Raw genomic sequence first — 16,784 nt, 5'->3', positions numbered from 1 at the left:
ATGACCACCCCATCCCACCATCCATCGTTGCACCAACGCGTGCGCGAACCCCGCGCCATCCTGGCCCCCGGCGTGTACGACGCCCTGAGCGCCCTGGTGGCCGAGCAGGCGGGCTTCGAGGCGCTGTACCTCTCCGGCGCGTCCATTGCCTACACGCGCCTCGGCCGCTCCGACGTGGGCCTGACCACCTACACCGAGGTCGAAGACACCCTGGCCCGCATCACCGAACGCGTGCGCACGCCGGTCATCGTGGATGCCGACACCGGTTTTGGCAACGCACTGAACACCCAGCGCACCGTGCGCGGCTTTGAGCGCGCGGGTGCGGCCATGGTGCAAATTGAAGACCAGGGCTTTCCCAAACGCTGTGGCCACCTCGACGGCAAAACCGTGGTGCCGGTGGCCGAGATGTGCGGCAAGCTCAAGGCCGCGCTGGACGTACGCCGCAGCACCCACACCTTGATCCTGGCCCGCACCGACGCGCTGGCTGTGGAGGGCATCGACGCCGCATTCGACCGCGCCGAGGCGTATCTGGAGTGCGGTGTGGACGCGCTCTTCATCGAAGCCCTGCGCACCCCCGAGCAGATGGACGCGGCCTGCCAGCGCTTTGCCCACCGCATCCCGCTGCTGGCCAACATGGTCGAAGGCGGCAAGACACCCATTCAGAGCGCGGCCGAGCTGCAGCAGCGCGGCTTTCGCATCGTGATTTTCCCGGGTGGCACGGCCCGCGCCGTGGCGCACACGCTGCAGGGCTATTACGCCAGCCTGCACGCGCACCAAACCACTGCGCCCTTCAAAGACCAGATGCTCGACTTTGACGGATTGAACGCTGTCATTGGCACGCCCGAGCTGATGGCGCAGGGGCGCCGATACGAGTAGCGCTGCCGTGGGGGCCGCGCAATGCCCCCGCTCGCCCGGCGGCGAACGTGGCCGCGTACCATGCTTAGAACTTTCATCGCATGGAGAAATACATGGCCCACAACCTGCAAACCATCACCCTGGGCGGTGGCTGCTTTTGGTGCACCGAAGCGGTTTTTGACCGCGTGCGCGGCGTCACCGACGTGGAAAGTGGCTACACCAACGGCCAAACCATCCAGCCCACGTACGAGCAGATCTGCCAGGGCGACACCGGCCATGCCGAGGTGGTGCGCCTGACTTACGACGCCGACGAGATCAGCCTCGAAGAAGTCCTGGAAATCTTCTTCCACACCCACGACCCGACCACCCTCAACCGCCAAGGCAACGATGTGGGCACGCAGTACCGCAGCGGTATTTACTTCGACAAGCCCGAAGACGGCGAGGCGGCCAGCCACATGATCCGCCAGATGTCGCAAGACAAACTGTTTGGCGCGCCCATCACTACCGAGGTAAAGCCGCTGCAAAACTACAGCACGGCCGAGGCGTATCACCAGGATTACTTTGCAAACCACCCGAACGCGGGGTATTGCGCTTTTGTGGTGGGGCCGAAGGTCGAGAAGTTTCGCAAGACGTTTGCGCGGTATTTGAAGGGGTGAGATAACGCCCCGCGTCCTTCCATACCACTGGGCGACGGCCCGGAGCGGCATTTTTCACCCTACCCTTGGGGTGGTGCCAGAGAGGTCTGTGCAGTAAGGCGATATTATGGGGATTCATCGCCCAAAGAAATGCCACTGCCATTTTGGCTGCTTTGAATGAAGCTCCGCAGGGTTTTCACGCAGACCGGGCAGCGCGGTGGCTTCGTAAAATTTTTGGATCCGCGATGGAGCCTCTTTGTTGATGGAGCATTTGGTCATGAAAAATCAATCTGTTCGGTGGATATTTGCCTTGATGGGCCTTACCCTGGGCGCTGGCGCAATGGCGCAAAGCACAGTGGGCGAGCTGTTGGAAAAGGGCGGAAAACAAAACACAAAAGCCGAAATCATGGCATTAATGCCGATGCGGATTCAGCAAAAATGGCCCAACGGCCAAGGCGAAGAAGAGTTGTTCTTTTCGGTGGACGGCAAAATAACCGGCACTGGATCGCATTATTCAAGCCGAACAGACTCACCGGTAGAAGGCACCTGGACTGTGGAGGAAGACGGAAAATTCTGCGCGCCCAAAAAATTCACCAAATGGGGAAACAGTACGAATCTGTGCTGGTATGGATTCAGGCTGGGGGAAAACGCCTTCAGCGCCTTGAAAACAGATGCGGATACCAAACTGTTCAAAACCAACTCGGTCACCAAGATCGGGGGGTAATCGCTCCGCACCGGGCCCTCAATCACCTGATGGGGTTAAGGACCCTCTGAACGAATCAGCGTGCCGTGTGCATCTGCGGCCCCGGGCGGTCTGCCGTGTTGCAAATACTCGCCATAGCTACGGCTATTGCTGCGTTTTGCGCCTTGCAGCCCCATCCCGATCCGCAGCGCACCCTTACCACCTGATTCGTGCAGAGGATTCCCTAACCGGGCCCGCCAGATGCACGCCACTCTTTGACGGCCTGCGGGGACGCCCCGCGCTTGGGTGCTGCAATGAAGCCACAGGTGGCGGGTGAGGCCAGCCGAATGGGTCTGCCAAACCTGATTAGTAGCTCATTGGGTGTTGAAGCGCCGCACACCGCGCCCCGGCCAGCGCCCTCAGGTTGGCGACCGCAGACAACCCACCCGCACCAGGAAATCGGGTTTGCTTGTGGCAAAACGAGGGCTTTGCCCTGGGTTGCTTGGTCGCTTAGCGGCTGGGTCGCTGCATCACCCTGGGTTGCCTTCATTTTGCTGCTCGCGGCAGTGGAGTCTGTGCGTGCGTTTTGGGCAGGCATAATGCAACCCAATTGCGTTGCGGCCCTTGTCCGCCAACCGTACCTTCCATGCCCACCCCGACCACTTCATCCGAACATGCCCAGCCTTGGTCGCTGCCGCGCGGCCTTCGCGCCACCCGTGCCACGCGGGCACTGGCGGCGCTGTACCAGGCCCGCCCCGAAGCCGCGCTGTCTGAATCCGAAGTAGAAGCCGCACTCGCCAATGCCGGCGCTGCGGTCAACAAGGTCACCGTCTACCGCATGCTCGACCGGTTTGCGGCGGCCGGGCTGCTACACAAACAAGTCGATACCGCCCGCGTTACACGCTACGCACGGGCGCCGCAGGGGAAGAGGGCGCGGCGCCCCGGTTTGAATGCGACGACTGCCACCGCCAGTTCCGACTGTCGCAGGGATCGGCCAAGGTGCAGACCGCGCTCAAGCAGGTGCTGCAGGCGCTGGCCACGGCGGGGCATGAAAGCCTGGCGGTCGATATTGCGGTGCACGGGCGCTGTGCAGACTGCGCGCACCCCGCTGAGGGCGCCGCCGCATGATCCGCACCCGGGGCCTTTCGCATACCTATGCCACGGGCGGCGCCGCTCCGTTGCGCTTCCCCGATGTAGACCTGCGCCAAGGCGGCACGCTGTTGGTGCGGGGGCGCTCGGGCACGGGCAAGTCCACCTGGCTGTCGCTGATGGCGGGGCTGCGCGGTGCCAGCAGCGGCGATTTGTTTGTGGCGGGTACGCAGCTGGGCACGCAGCGCGGGGCCGAGATCGATGCCTGGCGCGCGCGCAGCATTGGCTTCTTGCCGCAAAAGCTGTACCTCAGCAGCGCACTCACCGTGGCGGACAACCTGGCGCTGGCGTACTTTGCGGCCGGGCTGCCGCGTGACGATGCCGCCATCCACCGCGCACTCGCCCAAGTGGGTGTGGCCGAGCTGGCCGCCCGCAAGCCGCACCAGCTCTCCGGCGGGCAGGCGCAGCGCGTTGCGCTGGCGCGGGCGGTGCTGTTGGTGCCGCAGGTGCTGCTGGCCGACGAACCCACCGCCAGCCTGGACGACGAGGCCGCTGCCGATGCGCTGGCCCTGCTGCAGCACAGCGCCGTCGCCTGCGATGCCAGCTTGGTGATTGCCACGCACGACCAGCGTGTGGTGTCCGCCCTGGCGGGTGTCCAGACCCTCGATTTGAATGAAATCGGCACGGAGCGCCGGTTGAATATGCCTGAGCAGCTATGAATTCAGGAGTATTCAAACTGGCCCGCCTGTCCTGGCGCTATCTGTGGTCCCGCCCTCTGGCCGCCGTGCTCAACCTGCTGGTGCTCACGCTGGGCCTGGCTGCCATCACGCTGGTGCTGCTGGTGGCCACGCAGCTCGACGATGCGTTTGAACGCGACCTCGCGGGCATTGATCTGGTGGTGGGTGCCAAGGGCAGCCCGCTGCAGCTCATCCTGGCGGGGGTGTTCCACATCGACGTACCCACCGGCAACATTCCGCTGCAAGAGGTGCAGGCGCTGCAGAAGAACCCGCTAGTGGCGCAGGTCATCCCGCTCAGCCTGGGCGACAGCTACCAGGGCTTTCGCATCGTGGGCACCACACCCGACTACGTGGCGCACTACGAAGCCACATTGGCAGAAGGCGCCCTGTGGCCGCAGCCCATGGATGCTGTGCTGGGTGCCAGCGTAGCGCGCGGCATTGTGAAAGCCAGCCATGCAGACGCGCCGCTGGTGGGCGCCACCTTCATCGGCAGCCACGGGCTGGGTGGAGGAGGGCACGCCCATGGCAACCACCCCTACCGCGTGAGCGGCGTGCTGGCGCCCTGCGGCTGTGTGCTCGACCGGCTCATTCTCACCAGCACCGAATCGGTCTGGATGGTGCACGAGACCGCCACGGCCAACGATGCCGAAGACCTGGAAATATTGAAGGACGAGCGCGAGGTGACCGTGGCGCTGGTGCGCTACCGCACGCCCATGGCCGCCGTCACTTTGCCGCGCCAGATCAACGCAGACACCGCCCTGCAGGCGGCAGCGCCCGCCATCGAGGTCACGCGCCTGCTGCGCCTGCTGGGTGTGGGCGCCGATGTGCTGCGCGCCTTTGGCGGCGTGCTGCTGGCCGTGGCCGCGCTCAGCGTGTTCATCGCGCTGTGGAACGCCGTGCGCGAGCGCCGGGCCGACCTGGCCATGCTGCGCATGCTGGGCGCCCCACCAGGCCGTGTGGCCGGGCTGGTGCTGTGGGAGGCGCTATGGCTGGCCGCGCTGGCTTCGGCGTTGGGCCTGCTGCTGGGCCATGTTTTGGCCCATGGCCTGGGCTGGGCGCTGCAGGCGCAAGGGCTGTTGCCGGTGACCGGCCTGGTGTGGCTGCCTGCCGAGGCGGGCGTGCCGCTGCTGGCAGCGGGTGTGGCAGCGCTGGCGGCGTTGTTGCCCGCCCTGCAGGCCTACAACACCGACGTGGCAGACCTGCTCGGCCAGCCTTGATCAGTCCGTCCGCACATTCCTGTTTTCAAATCAACCGACCTGAAAGGCTCTTCATGAAAAAGCTCCTCACCGCACTCGCCGTGGCCCCCATGCTGCTCGTCGGTGCCCTGGCACACGCCCAGGCCCACAACGACAAAGACACCCAGGAAGATGTCGCGCGCCACCGCGCCATGGCCGTTGCGCACGAGGCCGCGGCCAAATGCCTGGAGTCGGGCAAGGGCCACGAGCCATGCCAGAAAGACCTGCAAGCCGCCTGCAAGAGCCTGGCTATCGGAAAATACTGCGGCATGAAACACGCGCATTGATCGCCTGTTCCCCGCTTTTACCGAGATTGCCCGCCATGCCCCGTGCCTTGACCCCCACACCCACCCACGGCCCAACGCTCCGCCTCATTGGCATGGTGGCCGCACTGGCGTTGGCGGGCGGCACACAGGCCCAGCAAGGCGGTGCCACCAAACCTGCACCCGGCGCCTTCGAGCGTGCCAAAGAGGCGTCGGCGGCCCCACCGATGCTGTCGTCGCCGCTGCCTGCGGGCACAGGCACTGCCGTGCCATCGGGTTCGGGCGCTGGCTACCACAGCCCCAACAGCCCCATCGCGCCATTGCCCCAGCGCAATGATGTGGTGCCATGGTCGGTGCTGACCGATCTGACCAAAAAAACCACGAAGGACGGCATCCTGCCCGTGTTCAACGAGGCACAAAAGGGCATGGACAAGACCGTGCAGCGCATCCAGGGTTTTATGGTGCCACTGGATGCCAAGCCGACGCAGACGCATTTTCTGCTCACGTCCGTGCCGCTGACCTGCTCTTTTTGCACGCCCGGCGGCCCCGAGAGCATGGTCGAGGTCAAGGCCAAGACGCCGGTGCGCTACTCGCTGGAACCCGTGGTGGTAGAGGGCAAATTCACCGTGCTCACCAACGACCAGTACGGCTTGTATTACCGAGTGGTGGAAGCGGTGCCAGTGAAATAATCGAGGACCTTCCCACGCAACGTCGACCCCGGTTTCAGTGATCCGCACTTTTCGCCCACACCCCTTCGCGCTGACCGCTGCCTTGCGCAGCACGGGGCGGGGCGCGCCCTGGCGCAGTGTCGCGCAGCGCCTGGCGTTGGCATGGCTGCTACTGACCCTGGTGGTGGTGCCCACGCTGGGGCGGCTGCACCAAGTGGCGCACGGCAGCACGCTGGGCCGGGTGCATGCGGGGCAACAAGCCCTGGCATGGGCCACAACGTCCCCCACGGAATCTACGGCAAATGCAGCGCCTCCACCGGCGGCACAGAGCCACGGGTATTTGCTGCCATTGCTGCTTCCCCACCACGCTGCTGCAGTGGATTGCCTGTTGCTCGACCAGTTGGCGCTGGGCGATGCAATGCACAGCGCCCCCCTGGCGTTGCCCGAAGCGGTGCCACCGCAGGCACTGCCCATGCCCCCTGCAGGGCGGACAGGCGCTGTGCATGTGGCGCTGTTCCAGGCGCGCGGCCCGCCGATGGCCTGACGCGCCGCGCCCCTGAACCTCCTGCGTTGCTGCGCAATCGCCGTCACGCCAGGCCCTGTGCTGTGCTGTGTGGGCATGGATGGCACATGCGCCTGTGGCGTCGCGTGCACAGGCCGAGCAGGCCTCATTGGGGGCGTACCGGCTGGGCGCCGCTCATTACTCCTGATTTCATAGCTGCCAGCGCTTGTTCATCAAGCGCGATAGGCATTTTTTATTCATAGCCTCGCGCCCTGTGGCGTGAGGCCGCGTGCGTGAGCGCATCTGGCCTGACCTGGCCAGCGCCGCGCATGCCCCTTCTGCAAACAACCACCATGACTCACCCCTCCCTGGCCCCCCGTTGCGCAACCCGCCGCAACCGTCCCACCCTGCACCCCGTGGCGCTCGCCACCCTGCTGGCGCTGTCAGGCGCGGGCACCGCCCATGCACAGACCCCACCAAGCGCAGCGACCCCTGCGGCGGTTGATGCCGCGCCCAGCCTGCCCCCCGTCACCGTGTCCGCCAGCGGCCTGCAACTGGGCGCCAACGACATGACCACTCCCGTCTCCGTGCTGGAGGGCGACGAACTCGTGCGCCGCCGCGAGGGCACGCTGGGCGAAACACTGAACAGCGAACCCGGCATCACCAGCAGCCACTTTGGCGCTGGTGCCAGCCGCCCGATCATTCGCGGCATGGACGGCCCCCGCGTCAAGGTGCTGAGCGACGGCGCCGAGCTGCACGACGCCTCCACCATCAGCCCCGACCACGCCGTGGTGTCCGAGCCCCTGCTGGCCACGCAGATCGAGGTGCTGCGCGGCCCGTCGGCCCTGCTGTACGGCAACGGCGCAGTGGGCGGTGTGGTCAACGTGCTGGACGGAAAAATCCCCACCGCCGTCCCGCAAAAGGGCTACGAAGGCAGCGCCGAGCTGCGCGCCAACACCGGCGCCCGCGAGGGGGCAGGGGCCTTCTCGCTGACCGGTGGCGCTGGCAACCTGGCTGTGCATGTCGAAGGCGTGGCGCGCGATGCAGGCGACTACGGTGTGGGCAAAGGTTGGTCAGGCGGCAACAAGGTGCTGGGCAGCTTCAACCGCACCGACACCGGCAGCGTGGGCTTGTCGTGGGTGGGCGACCAGGGCTACCTGGGCGCCGCCTACACGCGCCAGACTGCCAAATACGGCCTGCCCGGCCACAACCACAGTTTTGAAGGCTGCCACACCCATGGTGACCACCTGCACTGCGGCGCGCATGCGGGCGAAGAGGAAGGCGACGGCCACGACCATGGCGCCGCTGCGGGGGATGTGCCCGTGGTCGACCTGCGCAGTGAACGCTTCGATATCCGGGGCGAGCTGCGCAACCCGTTTGCAGGCTTCTCGGCCCTGCGCCTGCGCGCAGGCGTGACCGACTACGTACACGACGAGGTCGAGGACGGTGCCATCAGCACCACCTTCAAGAACAAGGCCTACGACACCCGCGTCGAGCTGCAACACGAGCCCATTGCTGGGTTCAAGGGCCTGATCGGCCTGCAAACCTCGCAACGCAAGTTCGCCGCAGACGGCGCAGAAGCCTATGTCGAGCCCACCATCACCCGCAAGCTCGGCTTCTTTGCGCTGGAGGAATACCGCCTGGGCGACTGGCGCTTTGAAGCCGCACTGCGCCACGACCGCCAGACGGCCGAGGCCCAGACCAGCAGCATCGAGCGCAGCCACAACGGCACGTCCGCGTCGCTGGGCGCGGTGTGGAAGTTCACGCCTGGCTACCAGGTGGGCACCTCGTTCACCCACGCCAGCCGCGCCCCCACCGCCGAAGAGCTGTACGCCCAAGGCCTGCACATGGCCACCAGCACGTATGAGCGTGGCAACGCCAACCTGAAGTCAGAAATTTCGCAAAACATCGACGTCAGCCTGCGCAAAACCAGCGGCGACACCACCTTTGGCGTCAGTGTGTTCAAGAACCGTATCAACAACTACATCTACGGCCGCACGCTGGATGAAGTGGACGGCCTGCAACTGCTGCAATACAGCCAGGCCGACGCCACCTTCACCGGCATCGAAGGCCAGGTGCGCCAGCGCCTGAACCGCAACTTCGGCATCACCCTGTTTGGCGACACCGTGCGCGCCCGGCTGGCCGACGGCGGTGGCCTGCTGCCGCGCATCCCGGCCACCCGCGCCGGTGTGCGGCTGGACGCCAACTGGCAGGCCTGGGAAGGCCAGGTGGAATGGGTGCAGGTGGCCCGCCAGAACCGCGTGGCCGACTTTGAAACCGCCACGCCCGGCTACGGCATGCTGAACCTGGGCATCAGCTACAACGGCCAGCTGAGCAACGGCTCGCCCTGGCAGGTGTATTTGAAGGCGAACAACCTGACCGACCGCTTGGCGTATGCCCACACCTCGTTCATCAAGAACGCCGCGCCATTGATGGGCCGCAATGTGACGGTGGGGGTGAAGGTAGCGTTCTGACGGGTGATGCCGTCGCGATGCGAGCGAGCCAGTGGCGAGGGAGGGCGTTGCTGGCTCGCACACCTCATGCGGCCTAAAACCATCCAAAGCACCGAGTCCAAAGGCGGCTTGGATGCATGCCATACTCGGTTTTAAGCGGTTGATTTTCCGATCCGTTCAGGCGACGCTGCCTGAGTCCTGGTGATGACGCGCGCCCGATTTAACAATGGGATTGGCACTGCAGCAGGCCGCCCAAAACCGGGTTGCGCGACGCGCGAAGGACTGGTTCAGCGCTGCCCGGTATATATCTGACCCTATCTTGCAATAGCCCTGCATGCCCATCACGCCCACGCCGTCCGCAAACCTGCTGCAACTGCTACCCGAGGCGGTGGTGCAAACCGATGCGCTGTGGGAGATCACTTATCTGAATCCGGCGTGGTGCAAGCTCACCGGCCATTCGGTGGCGGAGGCGCTCGGCAGATCTTTGCTTGAATTCGTGCATGCCGACGATATCGGCACCATGCGCTCGGGCATGCCAGTGTTCCGCTTGCGTTTTGCCAACGCGGACTATCGCTGGGTGCGTCTGCAGCTCCACCCGGAGACGGATGCGGCGGATCGGGTGATCAGCCGCCAGGGTGTCCTGATCGAGATCACCGAGGTCACCGAGCAGGTGCTGGTGGAAATTCGCCAGCGCTTTCTGCGCTTGCTGGAAACCATTGACGGCGTGGTTTGGGAGGCTGAAATCGGCGTGGGCAATACCTTTCTGAGCCCGCAAGTCGAACGCTTGTTCGGTTACTCCGTCGAGGAGTGGCGGGCTGACCCTAACTTCTGGCGGGCGCATGTGCATCCCGATGACCTGGCGCAGGCCCTCGTGATCGACGATGCTGCCTACAACGCCACGCACAGCCGTGCCTATGAGATGAGTTACCGGTTGATTGCCAAGTCTGGCAAGGTCGTGTGGGTGCGCGATCTGTGCCGCGCGGTGGTCGAGCCGGGGCGGCCGAACCGCATGATCGGCCTGATGATCGACGTCACCCAACAGAAGAACACCGAACTCGAGTTGGTGCGGTCCGAAAACCGCTATTCGCTGGCGACCCGCGGATCCAATGACGGCATCTGGTACTGGGACTTGCAAACGGACGCCCTGCATGTGTCCGGGCGTTTTCTCCAGATCGTCGGGCTGGGTAGCGCCGATTTGGTGCATGACGGAGGCTGGCGCTTTTTGGAGCAACTCATCGATCCCGAGGATCGCGGGCGCGTGCAGGAGGCCTATCGCCGGCACCTGTCCGGAAACAGCCCGAACTTTTCGGTGGACTTCCGCGCGTTTCACGGGGCTGGGCGGCCGGTGTGGGTCAATTGGCGCGGGCTCGCCGAGTTGGAAGAGGGCGTTGCGGTGCGCATGGCGGGATCGTTGAGCGATCTGGCCGAGCGTGGCAGCTCCTACGATGCGCTGACCAACTTGCCCGGCCGGCCACTGTTCCGCGATCGCCTCGCGCAACTCATCGCGCTGCATCAGAACGAGGGGGTGAACGGTGGTGGCGTGGCGACACGCGATGGAGCCACGATGTTCGCCGTGCTGCTCCTGGACCTCAACGGGTTCAAGGCCGTCAACGACAGCTACGGACACCATGTGGGTGACCAGCTATTGCAACAGGTGGCGCGGCGGCTCGAATCCTGCGTGCGGGCGGTGGATCTGGTCGCCCGCATGGGTGGCGACGAGTTCAATGTGCTGCTGGAGTCCATTGATCCCGCTGAAGCCCGCCAGCGCGCCCAACAGATTACCGCCGCCCTGGAAGTACCTTACGTGATTGGCGGGCACACCGTGATCAGTGGTGCGAGTATCGGATTGATCAGCAGCGCGTCCAGGCTGGCGACGGTCGACGACTACCTGCGCGCTGCAGACACCGCCATGTACCGCGCCAAAAGCCAGTCATTGGGTGTGTGCGTGTTTCAATAAAGCGTGTCAGGGACAGTTGCCTGCGAGGCTGTCACATAGCTTGCCTTCCTCGTTCCGTTCTGGTTTTCGGTGGTTTCGCTGGGGGACTTCCAGTGCATTTGTCCGCTTTGAGGTACGACGTAGCCCGTTGCGACTCACCGGAACACGCCCCACTTGCCGCACTCATCCGTACGGGTTCCACAACGCCTCAATTCCCCGCACCCGCGCTGTCCTACAATCCGCGCCTTATCGAAAGAACCGTCGTGGCTGAGTTCAGCCCGCCAGGAAGGGCTTTCATTCTTACAGCCAACCGTGGTGAAGATATGACCAAGCCTTTCATTTCTCTGTGTCCCGAGATCACTCGGGCCGACGCGCTCAAGCTCATGGACTGGTTGGAGGACGAGGACGTCACCCGCTACCTGAGCGATTCGCGCCATGTGTCACGCTTTATTGAACAGGTCGTCGGCCGGGTGCAGCTGCCGACGCTGACCCATTTGTTCAACCAGGGTGGCCGTTTCTTCATGGCCTACGACCGGCATGACGTGCCCGTGGGGTTTGTGCGGCTGGTCAAGTCGGGCACCGACTGCGAGATGGTGCTGGTGATTGGCAACCGCGACAACTGGGGGCGCAAGCTGGGGGTCAGCACCCTTCGCGAAGGCATGAAGCTGGCTTTTTTCGACATGCGGGCCGAGAAGCTCATCGCCAAGATCCACGCAGACAACACACGCTCGTTGCGGGCCTTTGAGCACTGTGGGTTTTTGCGGGAGAGCCAGGCCCATGCCCCCCACTCGTTCTCGATCACGTCGAACCGCTATCTCCAGCTTCTGCGCGACAGCCCTGCAGATTACGTCACCGATATCCACATCACCGAAATCGACAAAGCCCGACTCACGAGCTTGCTCGCGGTGGAACGGGCGCCCGATATTTTTGAGCTGGAGCATGAGATCGAGCGGGCCATCGTGGTCGACTCGCGGCAGGTAGCGCCTGACGTCGTCACGATGAACTCCAGGGCCTTGGTGCGGCTGGACGATGAGGACGCAGAAGTGGCGCTGGTCTACCCCGAGGACGCGGACGACCGTGCCGGGAAGCTGTCGATTTGCTCTGGCATTGGCATGGCGATCCTGGGCTACAAAGAGGGCGATGCCTTCGACTGGCGCGTGAACGATCGGACACGCCATATCCGCATTGAGAAAGTCCTGTATCAGCCGGAAGCTGCGGGCGACTTCCACCTGTAAGGTCGCCGCAAACGCTGAGCGGCCGACGACAAGGCCGGTTCAGCTCAGCAGCCCTTCGTCAGGGGATCAGTGCGGCTTTGGCGCTTCGGAGTCGTCAAAACCCAGCGTTGCGGCGGCGTTCTTCAGTTCTGCGAACTGGTAGTCCTGCATGGTCTGCTTGGACGAGATGACGCGGTGGTCGGGCCCTGGGATGAGCAGCCAGGCCGTTGCGCCTTCGTCCTGAGGGTGGGGCATGGCAAACATCAAAAACTCGCAATCGATGCCCCACACGTCATCGACCAACATGTCCTGGCACTGTGATGGAACGTGCAAGAACGTGACGCGGTCGCCGACTGCCTGCAGAAAATCTTCCTCTTGCGGGTCTTGCGCCTCGGGCGCGCCCTGCATCGGGTCAATAAAACGAATGAGGGGCGTGCTGCTGAACGCGCCGTGGCCCCATTCTTCGCTTTCACGCTGGAACATCAGCGTGGCCTTGCCCGTGAAGGCGAAGCCCGATTGGTCATCGCCATAGGTGAAGGCCTTGGCGGCGGCAACCGCCTGCGCATAGCCTTCGTCATCAATGCCTACAAAGCGCAGGTCTTCGGTGATGCTTGTCATGTCTTGTTTTCCCCAAAAATAGGCTCTATCCACCGATTTGGAGTGTGGGCGTCTCTCAAGACACCGACAGCATCAGCGGGGCAAGCCCGTTATTTTAATCACCAGAATTTGATTGTTTTTGGCCTCTAGCGCATATACATCAAGCGCTGGTAGCTATCTTTAATATAGTGGATTGGGCCCAATCCTCAACGTTCACACGGGACGAAAAAAAACCGGCTCCTCAGAGCCGGTTTTTCACCGGGTGGTTACTGGGTCGGATCAGTAACGACCGCCGCCGTAGCCGCCTGTGCCATAACCCACGTCCGAGCGGCCGCTTGCGCGATAGCCGTTCGTGCTGCTGTTACCACCAGCGCCGCCAGTGGCTTCGCGGGGGCGGGCCAGGTTGACCACAATCGAGCGCCCGTCCACGGACACGCCGTGCAGGGCGGTGATGGCAGCCTGGGCCACTTCAGCCGTTGCCATTTCGACAAAACCGAAGCCTTTGGAGCGGCCGGTTTCGCGGTCCATCATGACCTTGGCGGACGAGACGGCGCCAAACTCGGCAAAGTTGCTTTCCAGGCTGGAATCGGTGACGGAGTAGGGCAAGTTGCCCACATAGATTTTGATACTCATGGAAGAAGAGCCTTTCTAAATTGAGGTGTGCAACGCATGGCGCACCATGGGGGTACGAATGTGCGGATCGGGAGCCCGCAGCAACCGGAAATGGGGGTGGATGGGATCTGGTTTGAGCAGATCGTCATTCATCAATCAATTAATCAACCAATCAGCACGCGGGCGGGTGCTGCATGCACGTTTGCAGCCAGCCCTGGGTGACGGCAAAGAGCCGGGCGGCTTCGCGCGAAGCAAAGGCTTTGTCAAAACGGAACACGCGGCAGTAGCTGCCGTTGCTCTGGGAACGCTGGACCGAGAAGGAGGCGCGAAAGCGGCCACAGTCGGTCGGGTGTGTCGAGGGCGAAACGACGTACTGGCCCATGGAAATAGCGGTCTGTGAAATGGAATTCAATCGGGATGGCAGGTTTGTAAACGACCTGCGTGAGCATCAAGGGACGCGGTGGGCTGCAGCTCTACAGACCCACTGGGCAACAAACAAAGGTCGCTAAAGACGGCCTGCGTGGAAAGGATTACGCCTTTTGGCAGGCGTTGCGGTGACTGCACGCGTCAAGAGCCGTGACTGCAACGGGCCGAAGTATAACCCAAGGTGCATTTTGGTGCTGCTTATTATTCGTTTTGGTTTTAAAAGAATGGCGGCGTTCGGCCTTAAAGCCCGAATGGCTGCCCCAAACCCTCGTGATTCAGTGCGATACCCGTGCGCTGATACCATCCGCCCTGTGCGTTTTCAGCCCCCAGCATTTCCCCACCCCGGCCCCATGTGCGGCTGTTGGTGTGTGGGCGGGGGCGCCATGGTGGTGCGTGAGATCTGGCCCTACAAGCCGGTCGCACATTCCTCCGCCCGGCGATAACACTTTCCCCCTCTTTTGCGCACCACATCCATCGCCGGGCACCCACTCAGCGCGATGGCGGCCCACTGATACCCCGATTCGTCGAGCGTTGCATCAGCGCGGGCCGCTCCCTTTCGGAGATGTCTCATGCACCCCATTCATGCACGTGGGCCCACGCCCATCTGGTCGCACCCTGTTCATCCACCGTCCCAACGCCTGCGCCAGGGGTGAGAGCGATGGAGTTCACCAAAAAATTCCTCCGGGCCAAGAACCCTTGCGCCGAAGGGTTTCGGTGGTTCAGCCGCCATGTAGAAGACGGCAGTGGCTACCAGGAGGCGCTGGACACGCTGGTCAACGCCGGGCGGGTGGGTGATGCGTGCTGGCTGCTGTCGCAGTTTGGCCCCACCACCGCTGTGTTGTTGGTAGATCGGCTGGAGGCCGATGCCATTGTGTTTGCCGGCACGGTGGAGGTACGCGGCAGCATTGATGTGTCCACGGTGATTCAGGCCGGCCGCTCCATTCGGGCGGGTGGCGGGCTGCGGGCCGGGTTGTCCATCGCGGCGGGGGAGGACATTCGCGTGGCGGGTGGCGTCGTGAGCCAGGGCCTGCTGCAGGCGGGTGGCGATGTGCGGGCAGCCTGGGGGGTGGAGGCCGAGGGCGACATCATCTGCGGCGGCGACCTGCGGGCCGGGTGGGACGCGGTGTGCCACGGCAAGCTGGCACTGAAGGGCGGTGCCGTTGTGGGGCAAGACCTGATCGGCCACGGCCCAATGGAGTGCGGCAAGGGCCTGCGGGTAGGCGGCCATTTGACCGGCACCCAGAGCCTGCGCGTGGGGCAGGGCATCCTTGTGGGCGGTGCCATTGCCGGGGTGCAGCATCTGGAGGCGGGCTGGGGCATCAAGGCGGGTGAAGGGATCCGCGTCCGCGGATCAATCCGCGCCGGAGAGGGCCTGTGTGCGGGCGGCGAGATCCGCGCAGGCCAGGGCTATGGGGTATTTGCCGGGTTGAATGTGCAGCAGGAAACCTGGGAGTCCAGCGCGCAGGTGTGGTCGCCAGAGCGGCCTGAGGGCCTGCGCAGTGGCCTGTGGCTGGGGCCTAGTCCGCTGGCGGCCGCGCAACGATAGGGACGGACGGGCCCAGTGAAAGCGCCACCCGCGTGCCGGTCAGCTCCAGCGCACGGGTGGGCACGCGGGCCCACCAAAACCAGGGTGGCACACACCACCACAGGCATGACCAACCTGGTCGCTGGAGGTTCGTGGCAGGGCAGCATACGGCAAGGAGACAACAACGTGACCCAGGCACAGAAAAATGCACTTTCGACGGCGACTGCAACTGCAATCAGGCCATCTGAGCGGTGGTGCATGCCCGCTTGAGCGCAACAGCCCACCACCTGCGCCGCAGACTGGCGGGTTGACCACGGCCATTCACCCACCCACGCAGTAGACCCATGGGGGACAATCGGCGCCCATTGTTGTTGCCATGGTGCGCCTTTCTCCGTGAACTCCCCTGTCTTTGCCTCACTGATCCCCGTTATTTTGTTTATCGCCATCGGTTTCTTTGTGGGACGGCGTGGCTGGATACGCGCCGAAGCGGTGAAGGACCTGGCCAACCTGGTCTTCATGGTGCTCACGCCCGCACTCCTGTTTCGCACCATGAGCACGGTGCACATTGAAGACCTCAATTTTGGCCCCGTGGGCATTTATTTCGTGGCCTTTGGCGTGGTGTACGCGGCCACACTGGCAGTGCAGGGCTTTACCAGCCTGGGCGCGGCGCGGGCGTTGGCCAACACCTTCAGCAACACGCTGATGATTGGCGTGCCGCTGGTGGGCCTGGTGTTTGGCGATGCGGGGCTGGTTACGCTGTTCACGCTGATCTCGGTGCACTCGCTCATCCTGCTCACGGCCGCCACCGTGGTGTTTGAGCTGGCCGCTGCGCGTGAGCATGCAGGCCGGGAGGGCGGGGTGCACCAGCCAATGTGGCGCACGGTGCTGCAAGCCATCCGCAATGGCATCGTGCACCCGGTACCGCTGCCCATCATTGCAGGCCTTGTGTTTGCGCAGACCGGCCTGGTGCTGCCCGAGGTGGTGGGCAAGCCGCTGCAACTGCTGGGCCAGGCCCTGGGGCCCATCGCACTGTTGCTGGTGGGCGTGACGCTGGCCTTCACCAAGGTCGGCCACCAGTTCAAGGCAGCGATGCGCATCGCACTCGTCAAATGTGTGGTGCACCCCATCGTGCTGGCTGCCCTGGGCTGGGCGCTGGGCCTGTCGGGCATGCCCCTGGCGGTGATGATCGTAGCGGCCTCACTGCCCGTGGGGGCCAACGTGTTTCTGTTTTCGCAGCGGTATGGGGTGGCTGAAGATGAAGTGACGGCGAGCGTGGCGGTGTCTACGGCACTTGGGCTGGTGACGATGCCAGTGGTGATTGTGGCGGTGACGCGCTGGGTGGTGGCTTGACGTTT

The 16,784-nt window shown here is 63.9% G+C and carries 16 protein-coding genes and 1 pseudogene; 14 read left to right on the top strand and 3 right to left on the bottom strand.

Annotation, left to right across the window (positions count from 1 at the left end; translation table 11 throughout):
* The 12 genes and pseudogenes from CLU85_RS11815 (at nt 1) to CLU85_RS11760 (ending at nt 12,290) form a co-directional block, all read left to right on the top strand.
* The gene (locus tag CLU85_RS11815; RefSeq protein WP_100410433.1) at nt 1–876 is read left to right on the top strand and encodes an oxaloacetate decarboxylase; all 876 of its coding nucleotides are present in this window, start codon (nt 1–3) and stop codon (nt 874–876) included.
* 92 nt (nt 877–968) lie between these two features.
* Complete coding sequence (gene msrA / locus CLU85_RS11810) at nt 969–1,511, top strand: peptide-methionine (S)-S-oxide reductase MsrA (RefSeq protein ID WP_100410432.1); 543 nt, start codon at nt 969–971, stop codon at nt 1,509–1,511.
* 256 nt (nt 1,512–1,767) lie between these two features.
* Nucleotides 1,768–2,214: a hypothetical protein gene (locus CLU85_RS11805; RefSeq protein ID WP_157803959.1), complete on the top strand. Its 447-nt coding sequence runs from the start codon at nt 1,768–1,770 to the stop codon at nt 2,212–2,214.
* Nucleotides 2,215–2,818: 604 nt separating this feature from the next.
* Nucleotides 2,819–3,300: pseudogene (locus CLU85_RS11800) on the top strand (transcriptional repressor).
* Complete coding sequence (locus CLU85_RS11795) at nt 3,297–3,980, top strand: ABC transporter ATP-binding protein (RefSeq protein WP_100410430.1); 684 nt, start codon at nt 3,297–3,299, stop codon at nt 3,978–3,980. The pseudogene CLU85_RS11800 and the gene CLU85_RS11795 overlap by 4 nt, the downstream one beginning before the upstream one ends.
* On the top strand, nt 3,977–5,215 hold the full coding sequence (locus tag CLU85_RS11790) for an FtsX-like permease family protein (protein ID WP_100410429.1): 1,239 nt from the start codon (nt 3,977–3,979) through the stop codon (nt 5,213–5,215). The genes CLU85_RS11795 and CLU85_RS11790 overlap by 4 nt, the downstream gene beginning before the upstream one ends.
* 53 nt (nt 5,216–5,268) lie before the next feature.
* Nucleotides 5,269–5,520 carry a hypothetical protein gene (locus CLU85_RS11785; RefSeq protein WP_100410428.1) on the top strand — a complete coding sequence of 84 codons (252 nt, stop codon included), beginning with the start codon at nt 5,269–5,271 and terminating at the stop codon, nt 5,518–5,520.
* A 35-nt stretch (nt 5,521–5,555) separates the two neighbouring features.
* Entirely contained in the window at nt 5,556–6,185 is a 630-nt protein-coding gene (locus CLU85_RS11780; protein ID WP_232727801.1) for a DUF3299 domain-containing protein, read from the top strand.
* A 37-nt stretch (nt 6,186–6,222) separates the two neighbouring features.
* Nucleotides 6,223–6,708, top strand: coding sequence for a hypothetical protein (locus CLU85_RS11775; protein WP_232727800.1), 486 nt, complete (start codon nt 6,223–6,225; stop codon nt 6,706–6,708).
* 311 nt (nt 6,709–7,019) lie between these two features.
* Complete coding sequence (locus CLU85_RS11770; RefSeq protein WP_100410427.1) at nt 7,020–9,140, top strand: TonB-dependent receptor domain-containing protein; 2,121 nt, start codon at nt 7,020–7,022, stop codon at nt 9,138–9,140.
* Nucleotides 9,141–9,453: 313 nt separating this feature from the next.
* On the top strand, nt 9,454–11,076 hold the full coding sequence (locus CLU85_RS11765) for a sensor domain-containing diguanylate cyclase (protein WP_100410426.1): 1,623 nt from the start codon (nt 9,454–9,456) through the stop codon (nt 11,074–11,076).
* Nucleotides 11,077–11,378: 302 nt separating this feature from the next.
* A complete protein-coding gene (locus CLU85_RS11760; RefSeq protein ID WP_100410425.1) occupies nt 11,379–12,290 on the top strand; it encodes a bifunctional GNAT family N-acetyltransferase/nucleoside diphosphate kinase regulator in 912 nt (303 codons plus the stop codon).
* 66 nt (nt 12,291–12,356) lie between these two features.
* Here CLU85_RS11760 and CLU85_RS11755 read toward each other — a convergent pair whose 3' ends face one another.
* The 3 genes from CLU85_RS11755 to CLU85_RS11745 form a co-directional block, all read right to left on the bottom strand.
* Nucleotides 12,357–12,887 (bottom strand): hypothetical protein, encoded by a 531-nt coding sequence (locus CLU85_RS11755; protein WP_100410424.1) that lies wholly within the window; start codon nt 12,885–12,887, stop codon nt 12,357–12,359.
* Nucleotides 12,888–13,145: 258 nt separating this feature from the next.
* Nucleotides 13,146–13,499, bottom strand: coding sequence for an RNA-binding protein (locus tag CLU85_RS11750; RefSeq protein ID WP_100410423.1), 354 nt, complete (start codon nt 13,497–13,499; stop codon nt 13,146–13,148).
* A gap of 151 nt (nt 13,500–13,650) precedes the next feature.
* Nucleotides 13,651–13,860: a hypothetical protein gene (locus CLU85_RS11745; RefSeq protein ID WP_100410422.1), complete on the bottom strand. Its 210-nt coding sequence runs from the start codon at nt 13,858–13,860 to the stop codon at nt 13,651–13,653.
* 702 nt (nt 13,861–14,562) lie between these two features.
* Here CLU85_RS11745 and CLU85_RS11740 point away from each other — a divergent pair.
* Both CLU85_RS11740 and CLU85_RS11735 read left to right on the top strand, forming a co-directional pair.
* Nucleotides 14,563–15,450 carry a hypothetical protein gene (locus CLU85_RS11740; RefSeq protein WP_100410421.1) on the top strand — a complete coding sequence of 296 codons (888 nt, stop codon included), beginning with the start codon at nt 14,563–14,565 and terminating at the stop codon, nt 15,448–15,450.
* 372 nt (nt 15,451–15,822) lie between these two features.
* Nucleotides 15,823–16,779, top strand: a complete 957-nt coding sequence (locus CLU85_RS11735) for an AEC family transporter (RefSeq protein ID WP_100410420.1) — start codon at nt 15,823–15,825, stop codon at nt 16,777–16,779.
* Nucleotides 16,780–16,784 lie beyond the last annotated feature (5 nt).

This window comes from Acidovorax sp. 69, assembly GCF_002797445.1.
GTDB lineage: Bacteria > Pseudomonadota > Gammaproteobacteria > Burkholderiales > Burkholderiaceae_C > Acidovorax.
Note: the sequence above shows the minus strand (reverse complement) of the source record. Positions and strands in the feature narration are given on the sequence as shown.

What these genes read in the sequence shown, in the direction of transcription:
- CLU85_RS11815 (WP_100410433.1), top strand. Translation starts at nt 1, where the DNA reads ATGACCACCCCATCCCACCATCCATCGTTGCACCAACGCGTGCGCGAA.
- msrA (WP_100410432.1), top strand. Translation starts at nt 969, where the DNA reads ATGGCCCACAACCTGCAAACCATCACCCTGGGCGGTGGCTGCTTTTGG.
- CLU85_RS11805 (WP_157803959.1), top strand. Translation starts at nt 1,768, where the DNA reads ATGAAAAATCAATCTGTTCGGTGGATATTTGCCTTGATGGGCCTTACC.
- CLU85_RS11795 (WP_100410430.1), top strand. Translation starts at nt 3,297, where the DNA reads ATGATCCGCACCCGGGGCCTTTCGCATACCTATGCCACGGGCGGCGCC.
- CLU85_RS11790 (WP_100410429.1), top strand. Translation starts at nt 3,977, where the DNA reads ATGAATTCAGGAGTATTCAAACTGGCCCGCCTGTCCTGGCGCTATCTG.
- CLU85_RS11785 (WP_100410428.1), top strand. Translation starts at nt 5,269, where the DNA reads ATGAAAAAGCTCCTCACCGCACTCGCCGTGGCCCCCATGCTGCTCGTC.
- CLU85_RS11780 (WP_232727801.1), top strand. Translation starts at nt 5,556, where the DNA reads ATGCCCCGTGCCTTGACCCCCACACCCACCCACGGCCCAACGCTCCGC.
- CLU85_RS11770 (WP_100410427.1), top strand. Translation starts at nt 7,020, where the DNA reads ATGACTCACCCCTCCCTGGCCCCCCGTTGCGCAACCCGCCGCAACCGT.
- CLU85_RS11765 (WP_100410426.1), top strand. Translation starts at nt 9,454, where the DNA reads ATGCCCATCACGCCCACGCCGTCCGCAAACCTGCTGCAACTGCTACCC.
- CLU85_RS11760 (WP_100410425.1), top strand. Translation starts at nt 11,379, where the DNA reads ATGACCAAGCCTTTCATTTCTCTGTGTCCCGAGATCACTCGGGCCGAC.
- CLU85_RS11755 (WP_100410424.1), bottom strand. Translation starts at nt 12,887, where the DNA reads ATGACAAGCATCACCGAAGACCTGCGCTTTGTAGGCATTGATGACGAA.
- CLU85_RS11750 (WP_100410423.1), bottom strand. Translation starts at nt 13,499, where the DNA reads ATGAGTATCAAAATCTATGTGGGCAACTTGCCCTACTCCGTCACCGAT.
- CLU85_RS11745 (WP_100410422.1), bottom strand. Translation starts at nt 13,860, where the DNA reads ATGGGCCAGTACGTCGTTTCGCCCTCGACACACCCGACCGACTGTGGC.
- CLU85_RS11740 (WP_100410421.1), top strand. Translation starts at nt 14,563, where the DNA reads ATGGAGTTCACCAAAAAATTCCTCCGGGCCAAGAACCCTTGCGCCGAA.